We start from the raw sequence: 17,685 nt of genomic DNA, 5'->3' as shown, positions 1-17,685 counted from the left end.
GGCGGGGGGGCTTTGTGCGCAGTCCGGCACACAATTGATTTCAGGCGGCCTCAGGAGGCCTGGAGCCAGCTGCTCAGTTCCTGGCGTGGCACCGCCTCACCGCTGGTGATTTCGATGATCCGCCCGATCGCCGCCGGATCCCCCAGGGCATCGAGCGTCACCCGGGCCACCAGGCGCCGGGGGATGCTGTCGCTCTCCTGCTGGTCCGGGCCGGAGAAGCGGATGCCCTGCGCCTCCAGGTTCTCCTCGCTTTCCTTGAGCCCCCCCGGGCGTATCACCGTCCAATCCAGGCCGCTGCCTGCCAACCAGCGCTCCCCCAGCCCCTTCCAGAGCAGGATCAGACCGAACAGATTCAGCGGGTGCAGCAGCCTGCCGCTGCAGAGCGAGCTCACCAGCACCAGCCGGCGCACCCCCGCCGCCTGGCAGGCCTCGGCCTGGGCCCGCACCAGCAGGGCATCGACCCGCAGCGGGCCCGTCAAGTCGATCGAGGGGCGGGCGCCGGTGGCGATCACCAGGGCGTCAACCCCGTCGAGGGCGGCGCGCAGGGCCGGGCCATCCCCCAGCTCCAGCCGCACCACCTCGGCACCCTCGAGACCCTCGGGCAGCTCGGAGTCCGGCCGCACCAGCGCCCGCACCGCCCAGCCGCGCCGAAGGGCCTCCTGCACCACCCGCCAGCCGGTTTTGCCGGAGGCCCCGCTCACCGCCAATCGCCCCATCCCATTTCCTCTGCCAACGAGTCCCGTTCTAGGGAGGTGGCCGCTGCCGACACAATGGCGCCATGGCGGCTCCCTCCTTTGACCTCCGCGCGGCGCGACCCGCCCCCGGGGTCCCGCCTGCGCCGCAGCCGCGCCAGTGGCAGCGCCACTTGGTGGAGCTGCTGCGCCGGCGCCTGGGGCGCCCCGATCCAGCCGGCCACGACGTGCTGATCCACGCCGGCCCTGGTGCCGGCAAGACCCTGGGCGCACTGATGAGCTTTCAGCGCCTGCACCAGGAGGGTCAGCTCAGCCACTTCCTCGTGTTCTGCCACCGGAGCTCAATCGCTGGCCAGTGGCGCGCCGCCGCCGGGCGGCTGGGGCTGCGGCTGCGGGACTGGGACCCCGAGCAACCGCAGGATCTGGCCCCCCAGACGGCACGCGAACCCTGGCAAGGGTTGCTGCTCACCTACCAGGGGGCGGCACGTCACCGCCTGGCCCTGCAGCAGGCGCTCGCGGAGGCCGGAATGGCTCAGGTGCTGGCGATCGCCGATGAGGTGCATCACCTCGGGGTCGATCCTGAGGAACCGCAGGCCACCGCCTGGGGCCATGCCTTCACCAGCCTCACCGAACGGGCCGCCCTGCGCCTGGGGCTCACGGGCACTCCGTTTCGCGCCGACAACCTGGCCTTCTGCGCCGCCCGGCGGGTGGAGGTGCAGGAGGAAGGCCAGATCGCCTGGCGCATCGAACCCGATCTGAGCGTCGAGCCGCGGCAACTGATCGCCGCTGGCGATGTGCGTCCCCTGGAGTTCCGTTTCCAGGACGGCTGGGTGGACCACGGCCGTGGGGGCGCCCGTGGGGGCGAGCAGGAGTGTTCCCCGCTTTCGGCCGAGGAGCGCGAGAGCTGGCGCGCCCGCAACCTGCGCCGGGCGATCCGCCTGGGGGATGCCAGCGGCATCGCCCTGCGGCTGCTGCTGGGTGCCCGCGCCCGCCTGGAGCGCGTGCGCTTGGGGCATCCGGAGGCAGGTGGGTTGGTGATCGCCCGCGACATCGCCCACGCCCGCCGCATCAGCGGCCTGCTGGAGGAAGAAGGAGACCGCGTGCAACTGGTGCATTCCCAGGACCCGGAGGCCGCCCAGCGGCTGGCGGCCTTCCAGGTGGGGGAATCCGACTGGCTGGTGAGCATTGACATGTGTGCCGAAGGCTTTGATGCCCCGCGGTTGCGGGTGGTGGCCTACCTGACCACGGTGGTGACCCGTAGCCGCTTTGTGCAGGCGATCACCCGCGCCGTGCGCATGGATGGCAGCCGTTCGCCCCTGGAAGCGATCCCGCGGCAGCCTTCTTACATTTATGCCCCGGCCGATCCGCTGCTGATCAGCTACGCCCGCACCTGGTCACTGGTGGAGCCCTACGTGGTCCGCAGCCGCCCCCGGCCGGAGGCCCCCAGTGGTGGCGGCGCATCGGCACCCGCCCTTCCTTTGCAAGCCCTTGCGGACCGTGCCGGGGCCGTTCTGCGCTTGAGCGGTCCCCAGTTACCCGGCTTCCTGCAGTCCTGATTACATTACGGACCCCAAAAAAATGCGACGTTCTGCGAACCAACCTTCCAATCGCCCCATGGACGACCAGCGTGGTGCCAGCCCAGAGGGACCCATGAATGGATCCGCCTACCGCAGGCTCACCGTGGCGGTGAACTGGGCGATGGCTCGAATCGGCACCCTCGACGCCAGCGAGCGCTTTGAAGACAGTTACGCCATCACCCAGGAATTCGGCGAGTGGCTGCTCTGCCTGGAAGAGCAGCCCGAGCGCCTGGCCTCCACGGTTCAGATGGTGCCCAAGAACCCCGGAAAATCGGGCCCCTCCCCCACCAACCCCCGTCAGCAGGACGGTCTGCTAGAGATCTGAGCATTGACCTCAGGCCAAGCAGCCATCACCTAGGGTCAAGTCATACCCACTTCACATAAGTCGATGGTGCCCGACGCCCAGGCCGCCCCTGGTCCGAACGGTGAGGCGACCACCTCCGTCGAGAACCTCGTGATCGTCGGATCCGGCCCCGCCGGCTACACCGCCGCCATCTACGCCGCCCGGGCCAACCTGGCGCCCCTGGTCATCACCGGCTTCCAGACCGGTGGGATCCCGGGGGGGCAGTTGATGACCACCACCCACGTGGAGAACTTCCCCGGATTCCCCGATGGCATCCTCGGGCCCGATCTGATGGACCGGATCAAAGCCCAGGCTGTGCGCTGGGGCTCCCATCTGCTGGAGGCGGATGCAGAGGCGATCGACCTCACCGAGCGGCCCTTCAGCGTGCGGGTGGAGGGCAGAGAGATCCGTACCCATGCCCTGATCCTCGCCACCGGCGCCAGCGCCAACCGCCTGCAGCTTCCGAGCGAAGACCGGCTCTGGAGTGCCGGAATCAGCGCCTGCGCCATCTGTGACGGGGCCACGCCCCAGTTCCGCAATGCCGAGCTGGCCGTGGTGGGGGGCGGTGATTCCGCTTGCGAAGAGGCCGTCTACCTCACCAAGTACGGCAGCCATGTGCACCTGATCGTCCGCTCCGATCGCCTGCGGGCCAGCGCCGCCATGGCCGACCGGGTTCTCGCCAACCCTGCGATCACGGTCCACTGGAACAGTGAACCCGTCGATGCCCTGGGGGAGGAGTGGCTCACCGGCCTTCGCCTGCGCGATCGCCCCAGCGGCGCCACCAGGGAGCTGGCCGTGCGCGGCCTCTTCTATGCCATCGGCCACACCCCGAACACCACCTTGGTCAAGGGACAACTGGAGTTGGACGCGCGCGGGTACCTGGTCACCACGCCTGGGCAACCCACCACCAGCGTCGAAGGGGTCTTCGCCGCCGGCGATGTGGCCGATGCCGAGTGGCGCCAAGGCGTCACCGCCGCTGGCAGCGGCTGCCAGGCGGCCCTGGCGGCCGAGCGCTGGCTCAGCCACCACCAGCTGGCCACCACCGTGGCCCGGGAATCAGTTGAGCCCGCCCCCGCCGATCAACCCGCTCCCACCGCCACCAGCGACGCCGAGAATTTTGATGCCGAGGCCCGCTGGCAAAAAGGCGGCTACGCCCTGCGGAAGCTCTACCACGACAGCGCCAGGCCGCTGCTGGTGGTTTACACCTCCCCCAGTTGTGGCCCCTGCCACGTGCTCAAGCCCCAGCTCAAGCGTGTGCTCGAAGAGCTCAGCGGCGCCGCCCAAGGGGTGGAAATCGACATCGATGCTGAGCCGGAAATCGCCCAGCAGGCCGGAGTCAGCGGCACCCCTACGGTGCAGCTGTTTGCCGGCAAAGAACTCAAGCAGCAGTGGAAAGGGGTCAAGCAGCGCAGCGAATTCCGCAGCGCCATCGAGGCCTGCCTGGCCTGAGCCTCCTGGCTCCCAGCGGGGCTGGGGCCCGCTCAGCGGCGCCGGGGTCCGCCGGGGCGGTTGCCGCCCGGCCGGGGCCCGCCGGCGCCGACATTGCGTTCCCGATAGGTGATCCGCCCGCGGGTGAGGTCGTAGGGGCTGATCTCCACGAGCACCTTGTCGCCCGCCAGCAATTTGATTCTGAACTTGGTGAGCTTGCCCGCCGCGCGGCACAGGCACTGATGACCGGCCGGTTGCTCCAGTGTGACCAGGTAGAACCCGTTCCCCTGTTCCTTCTCAATCACGCCGGAGGTCTCGATCATGCGGTAGGGCGGCTGAAAGTCCGTGAATGGTTTCAGCTTAGATGTCGCCCCTGCGGGCCTAGGGTCCGGCCACCTGCAGCCACGCGCCCGTGATCGTCCCGCCCCTGAGCATGGATCTGGGCCTGCTGCTGATTTCCATCGGCGCAGTGAACCTCTGGAAGGTCCGTGGTCTCCTGGGTAAACGCGGCTGAGCTCAGGCACCCGCCAGCGCCAGCGGGCCGTGCCAGGCTGACGTCGTCCCCTCTGCGGCTGTCATGTCACGCGCCTCCCTGCATGCCTTCTCGGCCCTGCTGGCCGCCGATCAACAGCTCAGGGAGAAGGTGAGCCAGGCCAAGGGCCCTGGTGAGGTGGTGGCCCTGGCGGGTGAACACGGCCACGCCTTCAGCCAGGCCACTCTGCTCCGCCATCAGGCCAGCACCATGGGCGGGGCTGAAGACGATCACCTGGAGCGCCTCGACACCTGGGGTGATGCCCTGCTTCATTCCTTTGGCGTCTCTGACGCCGACTGAGCGTTGGGGGAGTCGCCGTGACCCAGGCCTTCGAGCCGCAGGCGCAACCCACCACCCTGCTGTTCCACAAGCCCTACGGGGTGCTGAGCCAGTTCAGCCCCGAACCCGGCAGCGTCTGGGGCACTCTGGCGGAGCACATTCCCGTGGCCGGTGTTTATGCCGCCGGTCGGCTTGATGCCGACAGCGAGGGTCTGCTGCTGCTCACCGCAGACGGGCGGCTGCAGCAGCGGCTGACCGACCCTCGCTGGGGCCACTGGCGCCGCTACTGGGCCCAGGTGGAGGGCACCCCCACCAATGGGGCGCTCGAACGGCTGAACCAGGGGCTGCTGGTGCAGGGCCAGCTGACCCTGCCGGCGAGGGCGGCGCTTCTGCCGGACCCCGATTGGCCGCCACGCACACCGCCGATCCGGCACCGGCTGAAGGTGCCCAGCGCCTGGCTGCAGATTGAACTGCGCGAGGGTCGCAACCGTCAGGTACGGCGCATGACCGCCGCGGTGGGCTTGCCCACCCTGCGCCTGATCCGCGTGGGAATTGATCTGCTGGATGGTGGCCCAGCCTTCGATCTCTCGGGCCTGGGCCCCGGTCAGTGGCGGGGGGTGAACCTGAACGAAGCCCAGCGGCTGCGGCGCCTGGGCCGCGCGGGGCCGCCAGGGAAGCCCAGGCCAGGCCGTCGGGCCTAGGCCAGCACCTGCTGCAGTTCGCGGGCGGTTTGCAGTTGGCCGTAGTAGTAGTTCGCCCGGGCCCGGCGGGCCGGGTCCTCGAGGGTGTCGAGGGCATCGAAGCCCAGGCTCACCCAGAGCTCATGGCCGCAGGCGCGGTTGATCTCATCGATCGCCTCCTGCTCCAAGTTGAGCAGGCGGCGCTGGAGATTCTTGACCTGGGAGATCGACATCGGCGGCGGCGGACAACCACGGCTATCGTACAGATGTACTGGCGGCCCAGGCTGGCCCTGATGAATCAGAAGGGCAGTTTCTTCTTGGCGGACTTGTCCAGGTCGGTGTCCAGCTCCTTGAGCCGCTTGAGGATGCGATCGAAGTACTCCTTGAGGTAATCCTCCAGCCGGGTGGTTTCGGCCCCATCGAGGCCGAAGGCGGCGTAGGTCTCCTCCATCGGCGCATCGAGGGGTTCGCCGCCGCCGGTGACCTCCGCAAACGCCAGCCGTTCGGCCACGTTCACGCCGGGTTCAAAAAACGACGCCAGCGCCTGCATCCACTGAATCAGGATCGGCCGCACCCGAAACACCCGCGCCGAGCGGCCACTCAATTGCTCGCAGAGCTGCACGATCTCGCCCGTGTTCCAGGCCTTTGGGCCCACCACAGGGAAAGCGCGGCGCACGGTTTCAGGGCGGCCCAGGGCGGCGACGGCAAAGCGGGCCACGTCCTGGGTGTTCATGTAGGCGATCGGGGTTGGGGTACCGCTCACCCAGACCGTCTGGCTCTCCAGCACCGGGATCGCAAACTGGCCGATCACCCCCTGCATGAAGGCGACACCGCGGAGAATCGTGTAGTCGAAATCGGACTGCTCCAGGAGCTGCTCGGTGCAGGCCTTGATCTCCATCAGGGGAACTGTGGGGTGCTGCTCAGCCCTCAACAGGGAGAGAAACACCAAGCGTTTGACACCGGCTGCATCGGCGGAGCGCAGCAGGTTGAGTTTGCCGTCCCAGTCGATCGACTGCTGGGAGGCGCTGTCGGTGGGGCGGGCCGTGGCCGCATCGATCACCGCCTCCTGGCCCTCCAGGGCGTAGTCGAGGCTGGCCGGTTCGAGCAGGTCGCCGCGGGTGAGTTCGCAACCCCACTCCTGCAGGAAATGGGCCTTACGGGGGGCGCGCACCACACAACGCACCTGGTGGCCCTGGTCGATGGCATGGCGGGCGATCTGGCGGCCAAGGGTGCCCGTTCCACCGACGACCAGAACCTTCATGAAGGTGAAGTGGAGAAAGGGGCCTGAGCCTAGGGCTCAGGGGTGGAGGGCGCGTTCGCCTCCTGGCGCTCAGTCTTTCTGCAGCTTGAGCAGCAGGGCGCCTCCAGCGAGACCCACCGGGATCAGCACCCAGAAGACAGCCGCGATGCCGAAGATTTCAGAGGCCATGCCCAAGGAATCGGTTTCCCTACCTGTTTAGCGTCCCGTGGTCACGACACGTACCCCTGGTTCAGGCTCCGGGTGCTTTGTCATCCGCAACCCCAGCCGCAGGGCTGGTCTGGCCAGGGCCCACAACCTGAGCAAGCTCCAAGAGTCGGGGCCAGGGGGCATCGGTGCGCACCTGGGCGGCCATCACGGCACTGGAGCAGGCCTGCCAGCCGTCGGCCCGCAGGGCCGCCAGCAACGCTGCCAACCGTGGCGGGCCCCTGCCCAGCCGCCGGGCGATCTCGGCCAGGGGCCAGCAACGGGGGGGAAGTCCCGGATCGGTGGACAGGGCCGCCAACAGCCGAGCCCCCTCGCGCCCCAGGCTTGCGCTTGCCCCTTCGGCCCCGCTGCGGCCTCCGTCGATCGCCATCGCCCCAAGGGCGGAGCATTCCTGGAGCGGGCCGATCCAGAGGGGTCCGCTGATCGACGAGGGGGCCGCACCGGTTGCCGAGGCGCCGCAGCCGCAGGGCGCCCAGCCGCGAAGCCTCAGCAGGCTCTGCGCCTGCTGATCGCCGCAGCCATGGCAGTGGGCCAGCAGCCCCAGGTTCGTCTCCTCCCCAGGTTCAGGCCGGCGCCTGAGCTGCACGGCGGTGCGGAAGGTACGGCCCTCACTGAACGAGAACAGGGGCCGCATCCCCCGACCCATCGCCCAGGCACTGCGGGCGATCACCCCCAGTTGAAGGCGCAGGGCGAGCTCCCAGCTGGCTGGGTGGGCCCGGGCCGCCGCCCCGAGCGAGCGAATCGCCGCCGGCCGGTCGTGGCCGGTGGGGGAGCGGCCATCGGTGCTGGCCAGGTAGAGCACCCCGTCGAAGGCCACCGCCTCCAGGGCCAGCGGCAGCAGGGCTGTGGGGCAACCGAAGCCATCGAGGTCCACCAGCTCGAAGCGGCGTCGCTCCAGCAGGCAGCCCGCCAGCAGTTGCTGGGCGGTGCGCGCGGTGCACCGGACCCGCTCCGGATCAGCCTTTCCGGCGCCGTCTGGGCCGGCCAAGGGAGCGAGGTTGGTCTCCAGAAGTGGCAGGCGCTCCGGGTCAGCGTCGTTGGCCCAGATCGCCTCCGCCCCGGCTTCAAGCCCGTAGCGCAGGGCGCGGATGCCGCAGCCGGCCATCAGATCCAGCACCCGCAGGCGCCCGTGTTCAGCGCGCAGCCACCGGGCCAGCAGCACCCCGAGATCCCTCGAAGGGCGGGACTGGGGCCGAAAGAAGCCGTCGCCCGTGCGCACCCGCACGGCGGCTTCGCAATAGTGAGAGCCTTCGATCGCGATGGCCGAACCCGTGACGACAAGCCTCGCCCAGCCTGTCGCAACGCAGGGATGCGGCTGGGGACGCCATGGCACCTGGCGCTGGCGCGGCCTGGCCTGCCACTGGCGGGTGCTGGGGGAAGAGAGCCGTCCTGCGGTGCTGCTCATTCACGGATTCGGGGCCGCCAGTGGCCACTGGCGCTTCACGGCGGCCCCCCTGGTGGCGGCGGGTTGGTGCGTCTACGCCATCGATCTGATCGGCTTCGGCGCCTCCGACCAGCCCGGCCTGCGCCTCGACAACCGCTTCTGGGCGCGCCAGTGCGGCGCCTTCCTTGAGCAGGTGGTGGGCCGGCCGGCGGTGCTGGTGGGCAACTCCCTCGGCAGTCTGGTGGCGGTCACCACCGCCGTGTTCACGCCCTCCTGGGTGCGGGCCGTGGCGGTGGCGCCCCTGCCCGATCCCACCCTGCTGATGCCGATCCCGCGGCGGCGGCCGCCCTGGCGGCGCCGGCTACGGCAAGCCCTGGCGGTGCTGCTCTGCACGGCGCTGCCCCTGGAACTGCTTCTACCCCTGATCGCCCGCACGGTGCTGTTGGATCTCGCCCTGGCCGCCGCCTACCCCGACCGCCGCGCCATCAACGACGACCTGCGCCGCCTGATCGCCCGGCCGGCCCAGAGACCCACCGCGGCCTGGGCCCTGCGGGGCATGAGCATCGCCATGGCCCTGCGACCCCGCGGTGCCACCGCTGCCCCGCTGCTCGAACGCATGGTTCAACCGCTTCTGGTGCTCTGGGGCCAGAAGGATCAACTCGTGCCCGTGGCGGTGGCCCATCGGTTGGTTAGCCACAAACCCGATCTGGAGCTGCAGGTGCTCAACGGACTCGGCCACTGCCCCCACGATGAGGCGCCCGAGCGCTTCAACCCGCCGTTGCTGGGCTGGCTGGAGCGCCAGAAGCAACCGGCCAACACGTAGTTTGGGGGGCGATCCGCTCAGGGCATGAAGCACACCCTCTCGGTGCTGGTGGAGGACGAGTCCGGAGCCCTCAGCCGCATCTCCGGCCTGTTCGCCCGCCGCGGCTTCAACATCGAGAGCCTGGCCGTGGGACCCGCTGAGCAGCGCGGCAAATCCAGGCTCACCATGGTGGTGGAGGGCGATGACCGCACGCTTGAGCAGATGACCAAGCAGCTCAACAAGCTCGTCAATGTCTTGAGCGTGCTCGATCTCTCGAGGATTCCTGTGGTGGAGCGGGAGTTGATGCTGCTCAAGGTCTCCGCCCCACCGGAGAACCGCGCCACCATCCTGGATCTGGCCCAGGTGTTCCGTGCCAATGTCGTTGATGTGGCCGAAACCGCCCTGACCCTCGAGGTGGTGGGGGATCCGGGAAAGCTGGCGGCCCTTGAGCAGGTGCTTGAGAGCTTTGGCATCCTTGAGATCGCCCGCACCGGAAAGGTCGCGCTGGAGCGGGCCTCGGGCGTCAACACCGCCTATCTCAAAGTGATCGCCTCAGACAAGCGCGTGCCGACCTGAGCGGAGCCTGCGCTCCCTGGCCAGGCCGCGAGGCGCGAGGGGCGTCAGGGTTTGCCCTTCACCAGGGTGCCCCCCTCCAGCAACCTGGCCTTGGTGATCTTGTCCCCCTGCTGGATCCGATCCACCACGTCCATCCCCTTGATCACTCGCCCGAACACCGCATAGCGGCCGTCCAATTCGGGCAGGGCGCGCAGGGCGATGTAAAACTGCGCGCTGGCCGAGTTGGGGTCATCCGAGCGGGCCATCGCCAGGGCCCCGCGCTCATGAACCAACTTGAGCTGGCCGGGGCTCTCCGTCACCTGGCCGTACCGCGGCTGTTCGTCACCCTTGAGGGCCAACTCCAGGGGGATCAAGCGGGGTTGCCCGAGGGCGGGGTCAATGAAGCTGCCCAGGCCGTACTGGCTGGGGTTCACCTTGGAATCGGAGCTCTGGGGGTCACCCCCCTGCACCACGAAGGGCACCGGTTCGCGCACCACCCGGTGGAACACCGTGTTGTCGTAGGCGCCTCGGCGCACGAGATCAACGAAATTCCCCGCCGTGAGCGGGGCGGCCTTGCCATCGAGTTGCACCTGCACCTCCCCTTTGCTGGTCGACAGTGCCACCACAGCCGTGCCACTGAGGCAGGCCAGGGCCCCAGAGGCGCAACCGAGATTGCTTTGGGGCTGCTCCGCTCCACAGGCCGAGAGCGTGAGAGGGCAGAGGGCCAGCACCACGGCCAGCAAGAGATTCACGGTTCGCATGTCAGATCCCTTCGAGGGGCACGTTGAGGAAACGGGCCAGCTCGGCTCCGGATTGCTCCAGATCCGTGAGGCTGATCGGTTCACCGACGCGGGTGAGTGGCAGATCGCGGCGCCCCTGAACACGCAGGGAGAGGCGTCGGCGTGGGTTGAACCCCTCACGCACCTCCACCTTCACCGCCTGGATCTCGCGCAGGGGGAGGTCCACCTGGATCCACTGGCGGAAGCCCCGACGGGTGATCGTGCACTGGCTCGCCCCTTTGTCGAACCGGTTGACCCCTGATCCCACGTCCAGGCCGATCACGGTCCAGAGATACGTGGACAGGAGGATGGCCGCGAGGCTGTAGGCCCCCATCACCAGCCCCTGGGGCACCCACAGCAGCTCGGCCGGGTGGCCGATCGGCAGAAGATCCACGCCGAGGTAACTGGAGAGACTGGTGAGCAGGAAGCCCACGCCGCCTGTGCTGACCAGCACGGCCACAAGCACGTTGGAGACGCGACGGGAACCAAGCACGGCCTGCTGGAGGAGCTGAGGGGCCGAGGCCTGGGCTCCGGGGGAGGCGGAGGGGGAAACCGAGGGCATGGGTGGAGGAAGCCTGGCGGGCGGCGGATCGTCATCTTCGCGCCGCGGGGGCCCCACCGACGCTCCGGAGGGCATCGGTCATGGGAAGAAATACCTAAAAGCCCCGCGGGGTGAGCGGTGTCGGGGCGTTTCAACCTGTCTCGCGATCGCCTGCAGCGTTGTTACCATCGCCCGGTAACCCACTGCCCGCGGGTTTTCCACCCCGCACGGCTCCTTTTCCCACCCATGACGATTGCTGTAGGGCGCGCGCCTTCGGCCCGGGGATGGTTCGACGTCCTCGATGACTGGCTCAAGCGCGATCGCTTCGTTTTCGTGGGGTGGTCGGGTCTGCTGCTGTTTCCCACGGCCTATCTGGCTCTGGGCGGCTGGCTGACCGGCACCACCTTCGCCACCTCCTGGTACACCCACGGCATTGCCAGCAGCTACCTGGAGGGCTGCAACTTCCTCACCGCCGCGGTGAGTTCTCCGGCCGATGCCCTTGGGCACAGCCTGATTTTGCTTTGGGGCCCCGAGGCCCAGGGTGATTTCGTGCGCTGGGTTCAGCTCGGAGGTCTCTGGCCGTTCGTGGCTCTGCACGGTGCCTTCGCTCTGATCGGCTTCATGCTGCGTCAGTTCGAGATTGCCCGGCTGGTGGGCATCCGCCCCTACAACGCGATCGCCTTCTCGGGCCCGATCGCGGTGTTCGTGAGCGTGTTCCTGATCTACCCGCTGGGTCAGAACAGCTGGTTCTTCGCTCCCAGTTTCGGCGTGGCGGCGATCTTCCGCTTCCTGCTGTTCCTGCAGGGCTTCCACAACTGGACGCTGAACCCCTTCCACATGATGGGTGTGGCGGGGATTCTGGGCGGTGCGCTGCTGTGTGCCATCCATGGCGCCACGGTGGAGAACACGCTGTTTGAGGATTCCGAGCAGGCGAACACCTTCAAGGCGTTTGAGCCCACCCAGGAAGAGGAGACCTACTCGATGGTCACCGCCAACCGCTTCTGGAGCCAGATCTTCGGGATCGCCTTCTCCAACAAGCGCTGGCTGCACTTCTTCATGCTGTTCGTGCCGGTGATGGGTCTGTGGACCAGCAGCATCGGCATCATCGGCCTGGCGCTGAACCTGCGGGCCTACGACTTCGTGTCGCAGGAGATCCGCGCCGCGGAGGACCCCGAATTCGAAACCTTCTACACGAAGAACATTCTTCTGAACGAAGGTCTGCGTGCCTGGATGGCACCGGCTGACCAGCCTCACGAAAACTTCATCTTCCCCGAAGAGGTTCTGCCCCGTGGTAACGCTCTCTAATCCCAACCTGGTGTCGGTCGGGGGCAAGGACCTCGACTCCACCGGTTACGCCTGGTGGGCGGGCAATGCCCGCCTCATCAACCTCTCTGGACGTCTGTTGGGCGCCCATGTGGCCCACGCTGGCCTGATGGTCTTCTGGGCTGGGGCGATGATGCTGTTCGAAGTGAGTCACTTCACCTTCGACAAGCCCATGTACGAACAGGGCCTGATCCTGTTTCCCCACGTGGCCACCCTTGGCTACGGCGTCGGCCCCGGTGGTGAGGTCACCGATCTCTATCCGTTCTTTGTGGTGGGGGTGCTGCACCTGATCAGCTCTGCCGTGCTCGGTCTCGGCGGCCTGTACCACGCCCTCCGCGGCCCCGAGATCCTCGAGAACTACTCCGCGTTCTTCGCCCAGGATTGGCGCGATAAGAACCAGATGACCAACATCATTGGCTACCACCTCATCCTTCTGGGTGTCGGTGCGCTGCTGCTGGTGTTCAAGGCGATGTTCTTCGGCGGTGTCTATGACACCTGGGCCCCCGGTGGCGGCGATGTGCGGGTGATCACCAACCCCACCCTCAGCCCCGGAGTGATCTTCGGTTATCTCACCCGTGCCCCCTTCGGCGGTGAAGGTTGGATCATCGGGGTGAACTCCATGGAAGACATCATCGGTGGCCACATCTGGATCGGCCTGATCTGCATCTTCGGTGGCATCTGGCACGTCATCACCAAGCCCTTCGGCTGGGTGCGTCGCGCCTTCATCTGGAACGGTGAGGCCTACCTGAGTTACAGCCTCGGCGCCCTGAGCCTGATGAGCTTCATTGCTAGCACCTACATCTGGTTCAACAACACCGCCTATCCCTCTGAGTTCTACGGCCCCACCAACGCCGAGTCCTCCCAGGCCCAGAGCTTCACCTTCCTGGTGCGCGACCAGCGCCTCGGCGCCAACATCGGTTCGGCCATGGGCCCCACTGGCCTGGGCAAGTACCTGATGCGCTCCCCCACCGGCGAGATCATCTTCGGTGGTGAAACCATGCGCTTCTGGGATTTCCGTGGCCCCTGGCTGGAGCCCCTGCGCGGCCCCAATGGCCTGAGCCTCGACAAGCTCCAGAACGACATTCAGCCCTGGCAAGTGCGCCGCGCGGCTGAATACATGACCCACGCCCCCAACGCCTCCATTAACTCGGTGGGCGGCATCATCACCGAACCAAACTCGGTGAATTTCGTGAATGTTCGCCAGTGGCTGTCGGCCACTCAGTTCATTCTCGCCTTCTTCTTCCTAGTGGGTCACCTCTGGCACGCCGGTCGCGCCCGCGCCGCCGCTGCTGGATTTGAGAAGGGCATCGACCGTCAGGCCGAGCCCACCCTGGCCATGCCTGACCTCGACTGAGCCCGGCTTCCAGGCTCCATCAATCCCTTAACCCCCCGCTTCGTCGGGGGGTTTTTTATGGCGAACCGGCCAGCCCCGACCATCAGGGTTGTGGCCTTCTGCAGAGGTCTCGAGCGGCGCGGTACGGGTCAAGTCCGCACAACCAGGAGCCAGCGCCGCAACAGCGGCAGGCTCAGGCCGATCACGTTGCTGAAGCAGCCCTCGATCCGCTCCACATGCAGACCGCCGCGGCCCTCGAGGGCAAAGCCCCCAGCGCACTGCAAGGGCTCACCACTGGCCACGTAGGTGCTGATCTCTTCGGCCCCTAGCGGAGCAAACAGCACCCGGGTGGTGACCGTGGACAGCAGCGGCGCACGGCCGGGACACCGCAGGCAGTGGCCCGTGTGGAGTTCCCCCCAGTGGCCGGCCATGCGGTGCCAGCGCGCCTCGGCTTCGGTGGCATCCCGGGGCTTGCCAAACACCTCGCCATCGAACGTCAGCAGTGAATCGCAGCCCAGCACCGGCAGCGGCCCCAACTCCCCTTCCAGTGCTGCCACCGCTTCGGCCTTGGCCTGGGCCAGACGCCGCACCAGCTCGGTCGGTTCAGCGGCCGGGATCGCCTCCTCATCGACGCCGCTGACGCGGATCCGGTGGGGGATGGCGGCCTGCTCCAGCAGACGATGGCGGGCGGGGGAGGCGGAGGCGAGCACAAGCATCGGCGACGTTCGAGCCAGGCGGCCCCTGAGAATGGCAGCAGTTGGCAGAGGCCTACCCGCCTTCCCCACGTGAGCCTGACCCAACCTCCTACCAAGGGGCCCGCCCCAGAGGCCCATCCGGAGCTGATCGACGGCGATCGGCACTCCCGGGCGCGGGCCTGGCGGGCCATGGGCTGCCTGCCCTTTCGCCGTGCCTTCTATGAGCGCTTGGCGGCGGGAGGCGTGGACGCCGAACTGCTCAGTGCCGCGGAGGCCGTGCCCACGTTGAGAGGGCGGCCCCTGAGCCGTCGAGCCGCTGAGGATCACCTGGCCTGGTTGATTCGCCTTGGGTTGATCCGCTGGGAGGTGGATGGCCAAGGCCTCACCGATCGGGTGCGGCTCACCCCCATGGGCCGGGAGCTGCTGCGTCAATGGCCCGGTGAGATCCCCAGCGCCGGCCCCCTCGCCCGACTCCGCGACGCCCTGCGCCGCCACTGGCCCCTGTGAGAACTCCGGTTCCGTTGGCCACCGGGGGCGGCCCAAGCCCCTTGATGGTGTTGGGCACCAGCAGCGGCGCGGGTAAATCACTGATGACCGCCGCCCTCTGCCGGGTGCTCAAGCGTCGGGGCGAGACCCCCTTGCCCTTCAAGGGGCAGAACATGAGCCTCAACGCCTGGGTGGATCCCAGCGGCGGAGAGATGGCCTATTCCCAGGCGCTGCAGGCCTGGGCCGCCGGGCTGGAGCCCGAGGTGGCCATGAACCCGGTGCTGCTCAAGCCCCAGGGGGACAGCACCAGTGAAGTGATCCATCTGGGGAGCTCGGTGGGGGTCGCCCGCGCCGAGGACTACTACCGCGACTGGTTCAAGCCGGGCTGGAAGGCCATCCGATCGGGGCTCGATGCGCTGCGCTCGGCCCACCCCGGCGGCCGACTGGTGCTGGAGGGCGCGGGCAGCCCGGTGGAGGTGAACCTGCAGCCCAGGGATCTCACCAACCTGCGCCTGGCCCAGTTTCTGCGGGCCCGTTGTCTGCTGGTGGCCGACATCGAGCGCGGCGGGGTGTTCGCCCAGATCGTCGGCACACTGGCCCTGTTGCGGCCGGTGGAGCGCCCCTTGATCAAGGGATTGCTGATCAATCGCTTCCGCGGCCGCCGCGAACTGTTCGATGGGGGCCGGCATTGGCTGGAGCGGGAAACGGGACTGCCGGTGCTGGGTGTGATGCCTTGGCTCGATGAGCTGTTTCCACCTGAAGATTCCCTTGACCTGCTGGAGCGCAAGCCGCGCAAACCCCAGGCGGAACTGGAGATCGCTGTGCTGCGCCTGCCTTCAATCAGCAACTTCTCGGATCTTGATCCCCTGGAGGCGGAACCCTGCGTCAGGCTGCGCTGGATCCGCCCCGGAGACCCCCTAGGCCAACCGGATGCCCTGCTGCTGATTGGCAGTAAACAGACTCTGCGCGATCTGGAGGCGCTGAAAGCAGCGGGGCTGGAGGAGCAACTCAAGACTTACCTGGCCGGCGGGGGCCACGTGTTCGGGCTCTGCGGCGGCATGCAGATGCTGGGCGCCGAGCTGCTCGACCCCGATGGCCTGGAGGGGGGAGTGCCCACCGTTGGCGTGGTGAAGGGTCTGGGGCTCCTACCGCTTCGCACCCGTTTTGGCGCTAGTAAAACCCTGCGCCAGCACCGCGCGACGGCCCTTTGGCCGCCGGGATCACCCCTGGAGCTGGAGGGTTTCGAACTGCACCGGGGCGCCACCGGCCCCCTGGACCACGGGCGAGCTCCGGCTCAGCCGCTGGCGAGCGATGGGGGCCTGGGCTGGTGGCTTCCCTGGGGCGACTGCGGCGGTCAGGTGGCGGGCACCTACCTGCATGGTGTGTTCGAAGCGGGGCCCTGGCGGCGCCGCTGGCTCAACCAGCTCCGCCAGCGGCGCCGATTGCTTCCCTTGAGCGAGCGCCAGCCCCACCACGGCCGCCAGCGGGAAGCCCTGCTCGATCGGCTCGCGGATGCCTTCGAAGCGCACGTCGATCTGGCGCCGCTGCTGGGCCCGCCCTAATGGCCCCGATGGGCCTGCCACTGGCGCAGACCGTAGAACGTCAGGATGATCATCAGGCAGCTTTGGCCGAGGTTCACGTACGAGCTGGTGATGGCCCGGGTACTCCATCCGGCCGCCAACAGCCGGTCGATGTCACCGGCACCTTCACCGCCCAGAGGCTGCCCAGGGGCAGGGGCCTGCTGTCGGCGGCGATCCCGCGCCACTCCGCCATTGCCTACCAGAAGGTGAGGCTTCCCCCCAGCACGGCCGGAAAGCGCAGCAGCGGCCAGCGGAAGTAGGTCGGTACGCTGAATAGGCCGCCGGTGATCAGGATCGTAGGCAGCACGAACTCACCCGCCACGCCGCCCCAGGCCATCAGGGGTGCGTAGGGTTTTCCCCCCAGGGAGACCACCGCCGCCAGTTGGGTGGCGATCAGGGAGCATGCCAGGAGGGCCATGTACGCCCGGCGCTCCCGCCAGGCCAGGGTGAGCAGCACCAGCTCCAACAGCAGCACCAGCATCACGACCAGGACGGAGCGCTCCCGATCGGCGCTGGTCCAGCCGATGGGGAGTGGCAAGGCCCGCCGGCCACTCCACGAGGCCACCATGGCATGGCCGAACTCATGGAACCAGAGCCGTACGCCAACACCCAGCGGCACCAGGGGGACAGGGCGTTCAGGAGCAGGGAGAGCGCGGTGGCCACTGGCATCAGGCCCAACCGTTGCCAGGGGGGCTCCGTCGGATCGCCCCATTGCCAGGGCAACCCCAGCTGAGCCAGGGGGATGCGGGCCAGCAAACGGCCGTCCCCGGCCACGAGCACGTAGCTGCGGGCCGTGAGCCGGCTGGCTGCGCCCGGCACAGGGTGCGGCTCCTCCCCAGGCGACGACCGGCCCGCTCAAACAGCTCCTTCTACCGCTCGACGTGCTCAGGCGCATCGGGCACAGGGATCAGCCGTCGCTGTGTCGATGATGGGTCAGGACTGGGCCGCGGCAACCGCCATGGGAAGCAAGGCCACCATCGAGGTGATCTGGCCGGGGGGAGCCACGGGCTCGGCCGAGGTGGGCCAGGACTGGCTGCCGGCGGCGGCGGCGGCGGGGCTGGCCATTCCCACCGGCTGCCTGACGGGCAGCTGCGGTGCCTGCGAAATCGAGGTCAACGGCCGCGTGGTGCGCGCCTGCATCGCCACGGTGCCGAGGGCCCGCAGCGGACGGCTCCAGGTGGAACTGGCCAGTGACCCCCACTGGTGAACCA

The 17,685-nt window shown here is 68.3% G+C and carries 22 protein-coding genes; 12 read left to right on the top strand and 10 right to left on the bottom strand.

All coding sequences use genetic code 11. The features are described 5' to 3' along the window. Window positions 1–50: 50 nt before the first annotated feature. On the bottom strand, window positions 51–716 hold the full coding sequence (locus KBY88_RS08055; RefSeq protein ID WP_254939405.1) for an SDR family oxidoreductase: 666 nt from the start codon (window positions 714–716) through the stop codon (window positions 51–53). Window positions 717–778: 62 nt separating this feature from the next. Between KBY88_RS08055 and KBY88_RS08050 the strand changes: the two genes are divergently transcribed. The 3 genes from KBY88_RS08050 (at window position 779) to trxB (ending at window position 4,061) form a co-directional block, all read left to right on the top strand. Then, complete coding sequence (locus KBY88_RS08050) at window positions 779–2,248, top strand: DEAD/DEAH box helicase (protein WP_254939404.1); 1,470 nt, start codon at window positions 779–781, stop codon at window positions 2,246–2,248. A 94-nt stretch (window positions 2,249–2,342) separates the two neighbouring features. Continuing rightward, entirely contained in the window at window positions 2,343–2,594 is a 252-nt protein-coding gene (locus KBY88_RS08045; protein ID WP_254939403.1) for a DUF8673 family protein, read from the top strand. A gap of 63 nt (window positions 2,595–2,657) precedes the next feature. Beyond that, window positions 2,658–4,061, top strand: a complete 1,404-nt coding sequence (gene trxB, locus KBY88_RS08040; protein WP_254939402.1) for a thioredoxin-disulfide reductase — start codon at window positions 2,658–2,660, stop codon at window positions 4,059–4,061. 32 nt (window positions 4,062–4,093) lie between these two features. Here the strand turns inward: trxB and infA are convergent, their stop codons facing one another. Next, window positions 4,094–4,399, bottom strand: a complete 306-nt coding sequence (gene infA / locus KBY88_RS08035) for a translation initiation factor IF-1 (protein WP_514130638.1) — start codon at window positions 4,397–4,399, stop codon at window positions 4,094–4,096. A 218-nt stretch (window positions 4,400–4,617) separates the two neighbouring features. Between infA and KBY88_RS08030 the strand changes: the two genes are divergently transcribed. Both KBY88_RS08030 and KBY88_RS08025 read left to right on the top strand, forming a co-directional pair. Continuing rightward, a complete protein-coding gene (locus KBY88_RS08030; protein ID WP_254939400.1) occupies window positions 4,618–4,872 on the top strand; it encodes a Nif11-like leader peptide family natural product precursor in 255 nt (84 codons plus the stop codon). 17 nt (window positions 4,873–4,889) lie between these two features. Further along, on the top strand, window positions 4,890–5,552 hold the full coding sequence (locus tag KBY88_RS08025) for a pseudouridine synthase (RefSeq protein WP_254939399.1): 663 nt from the start codon (window positions 4,890–4,892) through the stop codon (window positions 5,550–5,552). On the opposite strand, the gene KBY88_RS08020 is transcribed toward KBY88_RS08025, so the two are convergent. The 4 genes from KBY88_RS08020 to KBY88_RS08005 form a co-directional block, all read right to left on the bottom strand. Next, complete coding sequence (locus KBY88_RS08020; protein WP_254939398.1) at window positions 5,549–5,764, bottom strand: DUF8669 family protein; 216 nt, start codon at window positions 5,762–5,764, stop codon at window positions 5,549–5,551. The two genes, KBY88_RS08025 and KBY88_RS08020, sit on opposite strands and share 4 nt — an antisense overlap. Before the next feature lie 65 nt (window positions 5,765–5,829). After that, the gene (locus KBY88_RS08015) at window positions 5,830–6,792 is read right to left on the bottom strand and encodes an NAD(P)H-binding protein (protein ID WP_254939397.1); all 963 of its coding nucleotides are present in this window, start codon (window positions 6,790–6,792) and stop codon (window positions 5,830–5,832) included. Window positions 6,793–6,861: 69 nt separating this feature from the next. Beyond that, a complete protein-coding gene (gene petM / locus KBY88_RS08010) occupies window positions 6,862–6,960 on the bottom strand; it encodes a cytochrome b6-f complex subunit PetM (protein WP_011933540.1) in 99 nt (32 codons plus the stop codon). Window positions 6,961–7,021: 61 nt separating this feature from the next. Beyond that, window positions 7,022–8,215, bottom strand: coding sequence for a N2,N2-dimethylguanosine tRNA methyltransferase (locus KBY88_RS08005; RefSeq protein ID WP_396102833.1), 1,194 nt, complete (start codon window positions 8,213–8,215; stop codon window positions 7,022–7,024). Window positions 8,216–8,255: 40 nt separating this feature from the next. On the opposite strand from KBY88_RS08005, the gene KBY88_RS08000 reads away from it, so the two are divergent. Beyond that, entirely contained in the window at window positions 8,256–9,203 is a 948-nt protein-coding gene (locus KBY88_RS08000; protein WP_254939395.1) for an alpha/beta fold hydrolase, read from the top strand. A 24-nt stretch (window positions 9,204–9,227) separates the two neighbouring features. After that, window positions 9,228–9,758, top strand: coding sequence for an acetolactate synthase small subunit (ilvN, locus tag KBY88_RS07995; protein ID WP_254939394.1), 531 nt, complete (start codon window positions 9,228–9,230; stop codon window positions 9,756–9,758). A 44-nt stretch (window positions 9,759–9,802) separates the two neighbouring features. On the opposite strand, the gene KBY88_RS07990 is transcribed toward ilvN, so the two are convergent. Together KBY88_RS07990 and KBY88_RS07985 are read right to left on the bottom strand one after the other, a co-directional pair. Continuing rightward, window positions 9,803–10,498, bottom strand: coding sequence for a peptidylprolyl isomerase (locus tag KBY88_RS07990; protein WP_254939393.1), 696 nt, complete (start codon window positions 10,496–10,498; stop codon window positions 9,803–9,805). 1 nt (window position 10,499) lies between these two features. Continuing rightward, window positions 10,500–11,078, bottom strand: coding sequence for a photosystem I assembly protein Ycf4 (locus KBY88_RS07985; protein WP_254939392.1), 579 nt, complete (start codon window positions 11,076–11,078; stop codon window positions 10,500–10,502). A 225-nt stretch (window positions 11,079–11,303) separates the two neighbouring features. Between KBY88_RS07985 and psbD the strand changes: the two genes are divergently transcribed. Beyond that, a complete protein-coding gene (gene psbD / locus KBY88_RS07980) occupies window positions 11,304–12,362 on the top strand; it encodes a photosystem II reaction center subunit D2 (protein WP_254939391.1) in 1,059 nt (352 codons plus the stop codon). After that, window positions 12,346–13,734, top strand: a complete 1,389-nt coding sequence (psbC, locus tag KBY88_RS07975; RefSeq protein WP_254939390.1) for a photosystem II reaction center protein CP43 — start codon at window positions 12,346–12,348, stop codon at window positions 13,732–13,734. The genes psbD and psbC overlap by 17 nt, the downstream gene beginning before the upstream one ends. Window positions 13,735–13,862: 128 nt before the next feature. On the opposite strand, the gene KBY88_RS07970 is transcribed toward psbC, so the two are convergent. Next, window positions 13,863–14,429: a Maf family protein gene (locus KBY88_RS07970; protein ID WP_254939389.1), complete on the bottom strand. Its 567-nt coding sequence runs from the start codon at window positions 14,427–14,429 to the stop codon at window positions 13,863–13,865. Between the two features lie 69 nt (window positions 14,430–14,498). On the opposite strand from KBY88_RS07970, the gene KBY88_RS07965 reads away from it, so the two are divergent. After that, window positions 14,499–14,915 carry an Npun_F0494 family protein gene (locus tag KBY88_RS07965; protein ID WP_254939388.1) on the top strand — a complete coding sequence of 139 codons (417 nt, stop codon included), beginning with the start codon at window positions 14,499–14,501 and terminating at the stop codon, window positions 14,913–14,915. Window positions 14,916–14,959: 44 nt separating this feature from the next. Continuing rightward, the gene (locus tag KBY88_RS07960) at window positions 14,960–16,456 is read left to right on the top strand and encodes a cobyric acid synthase (RefSeq protein ID WP_254939387.1); all 1,497 of its coding nucleotides are present in this window, start codon (window positions 14,960–14,962) and stop codon (window positions 16,454–16,456) included. Window positions 16,457–16,670: 214 nt separating this feature from the next. Here the strand turns inward: KBY88_RS07960 and KBY88_RS07955 are convergent, their stop codons facing one another. After that, a complete protein-coding gene (locus KBY88_RS07955; RefSeq protein WP_254939386.1) occupies window positions 16,671–17,093 on the bottom strand; it encodes a hypothetical protein in 423 nt (140 codons plus the stop codon). 339 nt (window positions 17,094–17,432) lie between these two features. Between KBY88_RS07955 and KBY88_RS07950 the strand changes: the two genes are divergently transcribed. After that, complete coding sequence (locus KBY88_RS07950) at window positions 17,433–17,681, top strand: 2Fe-2S iron-sulfur cluster-binding protein (RefSeq protein ID WP_254939385.1); 249 nt, start codon at window positions 17,433–17,435, stop codon at window positions 17,679–17,681. Window positions 17,682–17,685 lie beyond the last annotated feature (4 nt).

Source organism: Cyanobium sp. Morenito 9A2, from assembly GCF_024345575.1.
Classification (GTDB): domain Bacteria; phylum Cyanobacteriota; class Cyanobacteriia; order PCC-6307; family Cyanobiaceae; genus ATX-6F1.
Note: the sequence above shows the minus strand (reverse complement) of the source record. Positions and strands in the feature narration are given on the sequence as shown.

What these genes read in the sequence shown, in the direction of transcription:
- KBY88_RS08055 (WP_254939405.1), bottom strand. Translation starts at nt 716, where the DNA reads ATGGGGCGATTGGCGGTGAGCGGGGCCTCCGGCAAAACCGGCTGGCGG.
- KBY88_RS08050 (WP_254939404.1), top strand. Translation starts at nt 779, where the DNA reads ATGGCGGCTCCCTCCTTTGACCTCCGCGCGGCGCGACCCGCCCCCGGG.
- KBY88_RS08045 (WP_254939403.1), top strand. Translation starts at nt 2,343, where the DNA reads ATGAATGGATCCGCCTACCGCAGGCTCACCGTGGCGGTGAACTGGGCG.
- trxB (WP_254939402.1), top strand. Translation starts at nt 2,658, where the DNA reads ATGGTGCCCGACGCCCAGGCCGCCCCTGGTCCGAACGGTGAGGCGACC.
- KBY88_RS08030 (WP_254939400.1), top strand. Translation starts at nt 4,618, where the DNA reads ATGTCACGCGCCTCCCTGCATGCCTTCTCGGCCCTGCTGGCCGCCGAT.
- KBY88_RS08020 (WP_254939398.1), bottom strand. Translation starts at nt 5,764, where the DNA reads ATGTCGATCTCCCAGGTCAAGAATCTCCAGCGCCGCCTGCTCAACTTG.
- KBY88_RS08015 (WP_254939397.1), bottom strand. Translation starts at nt 6,792, where the DNA reads ATGAAGGTTCTGGTCGTCGGTGGAACGGGCACCCTTGGCCGCCAGATC.
- petM (WP_011933540.1), bottom strand. Translation starts at nt 6,960, where the DNA reads ATGGCCTCTGAAATCTTCGGCATCGCGGCTGTCTTCTGGGTGCTGATC.
- KBY88_RS08000 (WP_254939395.1), top strand. Translation starts at nt 8,256, where the DNA reads ATGGCCGAACCCGTGACGACAAGCCTCGCCCAGCCTGTCGCAACGCAG.
- ilvN (WP_254939394.1), top strand. Translation starts at nt 9,228, where the DNA reads ATGAAGCACACCCTCTCGGTGCTGGTGGAGGACGAGTCCGGAGCCCTC.
- KBY88_RS07990 (WP_254939393.1), bottom strand. Translation starts at nt 10,498, where the DNA reads ATGCGAACCGTGAATCTCTTGCTGGCCGTGGTGCTGGCCCTCTGCCCT.
- KBY88_RS07985 (WP_254939392.1), bottom strand. Translation starts at nt 11,078, where the DNA reads ATGCCCTCGGTTTCCCCCTCCGCCTCCCCCGGAGCCCAGGCCTCGGCC.
- psbD (WP_254939391.1), top strand. Translation starts at nt 11,304, where the DNA reads ATGACGATTGCTGTAGGGCGCGCGCCTTCGGCCCGGGGATGGTTCGAC.
- KBY88_RS07970 (WP_254939389.1), bottom strand. Translation starts at nt 14,429, where the DNA reads ATGCTTGTGCTCGCCTCCGCCTCCCCCGCCCGCCATCGTCTGCTGGAG.
- KBY88_RS07960 (WP_254939387.1), top strand. Translation starts at nt 14,960, where the DNA reads ATGGTGTTGGGCACCAGCAGCGGCGCGGGTAAATCACTGATGACCGCC.
- KBY88_RS07950 (WP_254939385.1), top strand. Translation starts at nt 17,433, where the DNA reads ATGGGAAGCAAGGCCACCATCGAGGTGATCTGGCCGGGGGGAGCCACG.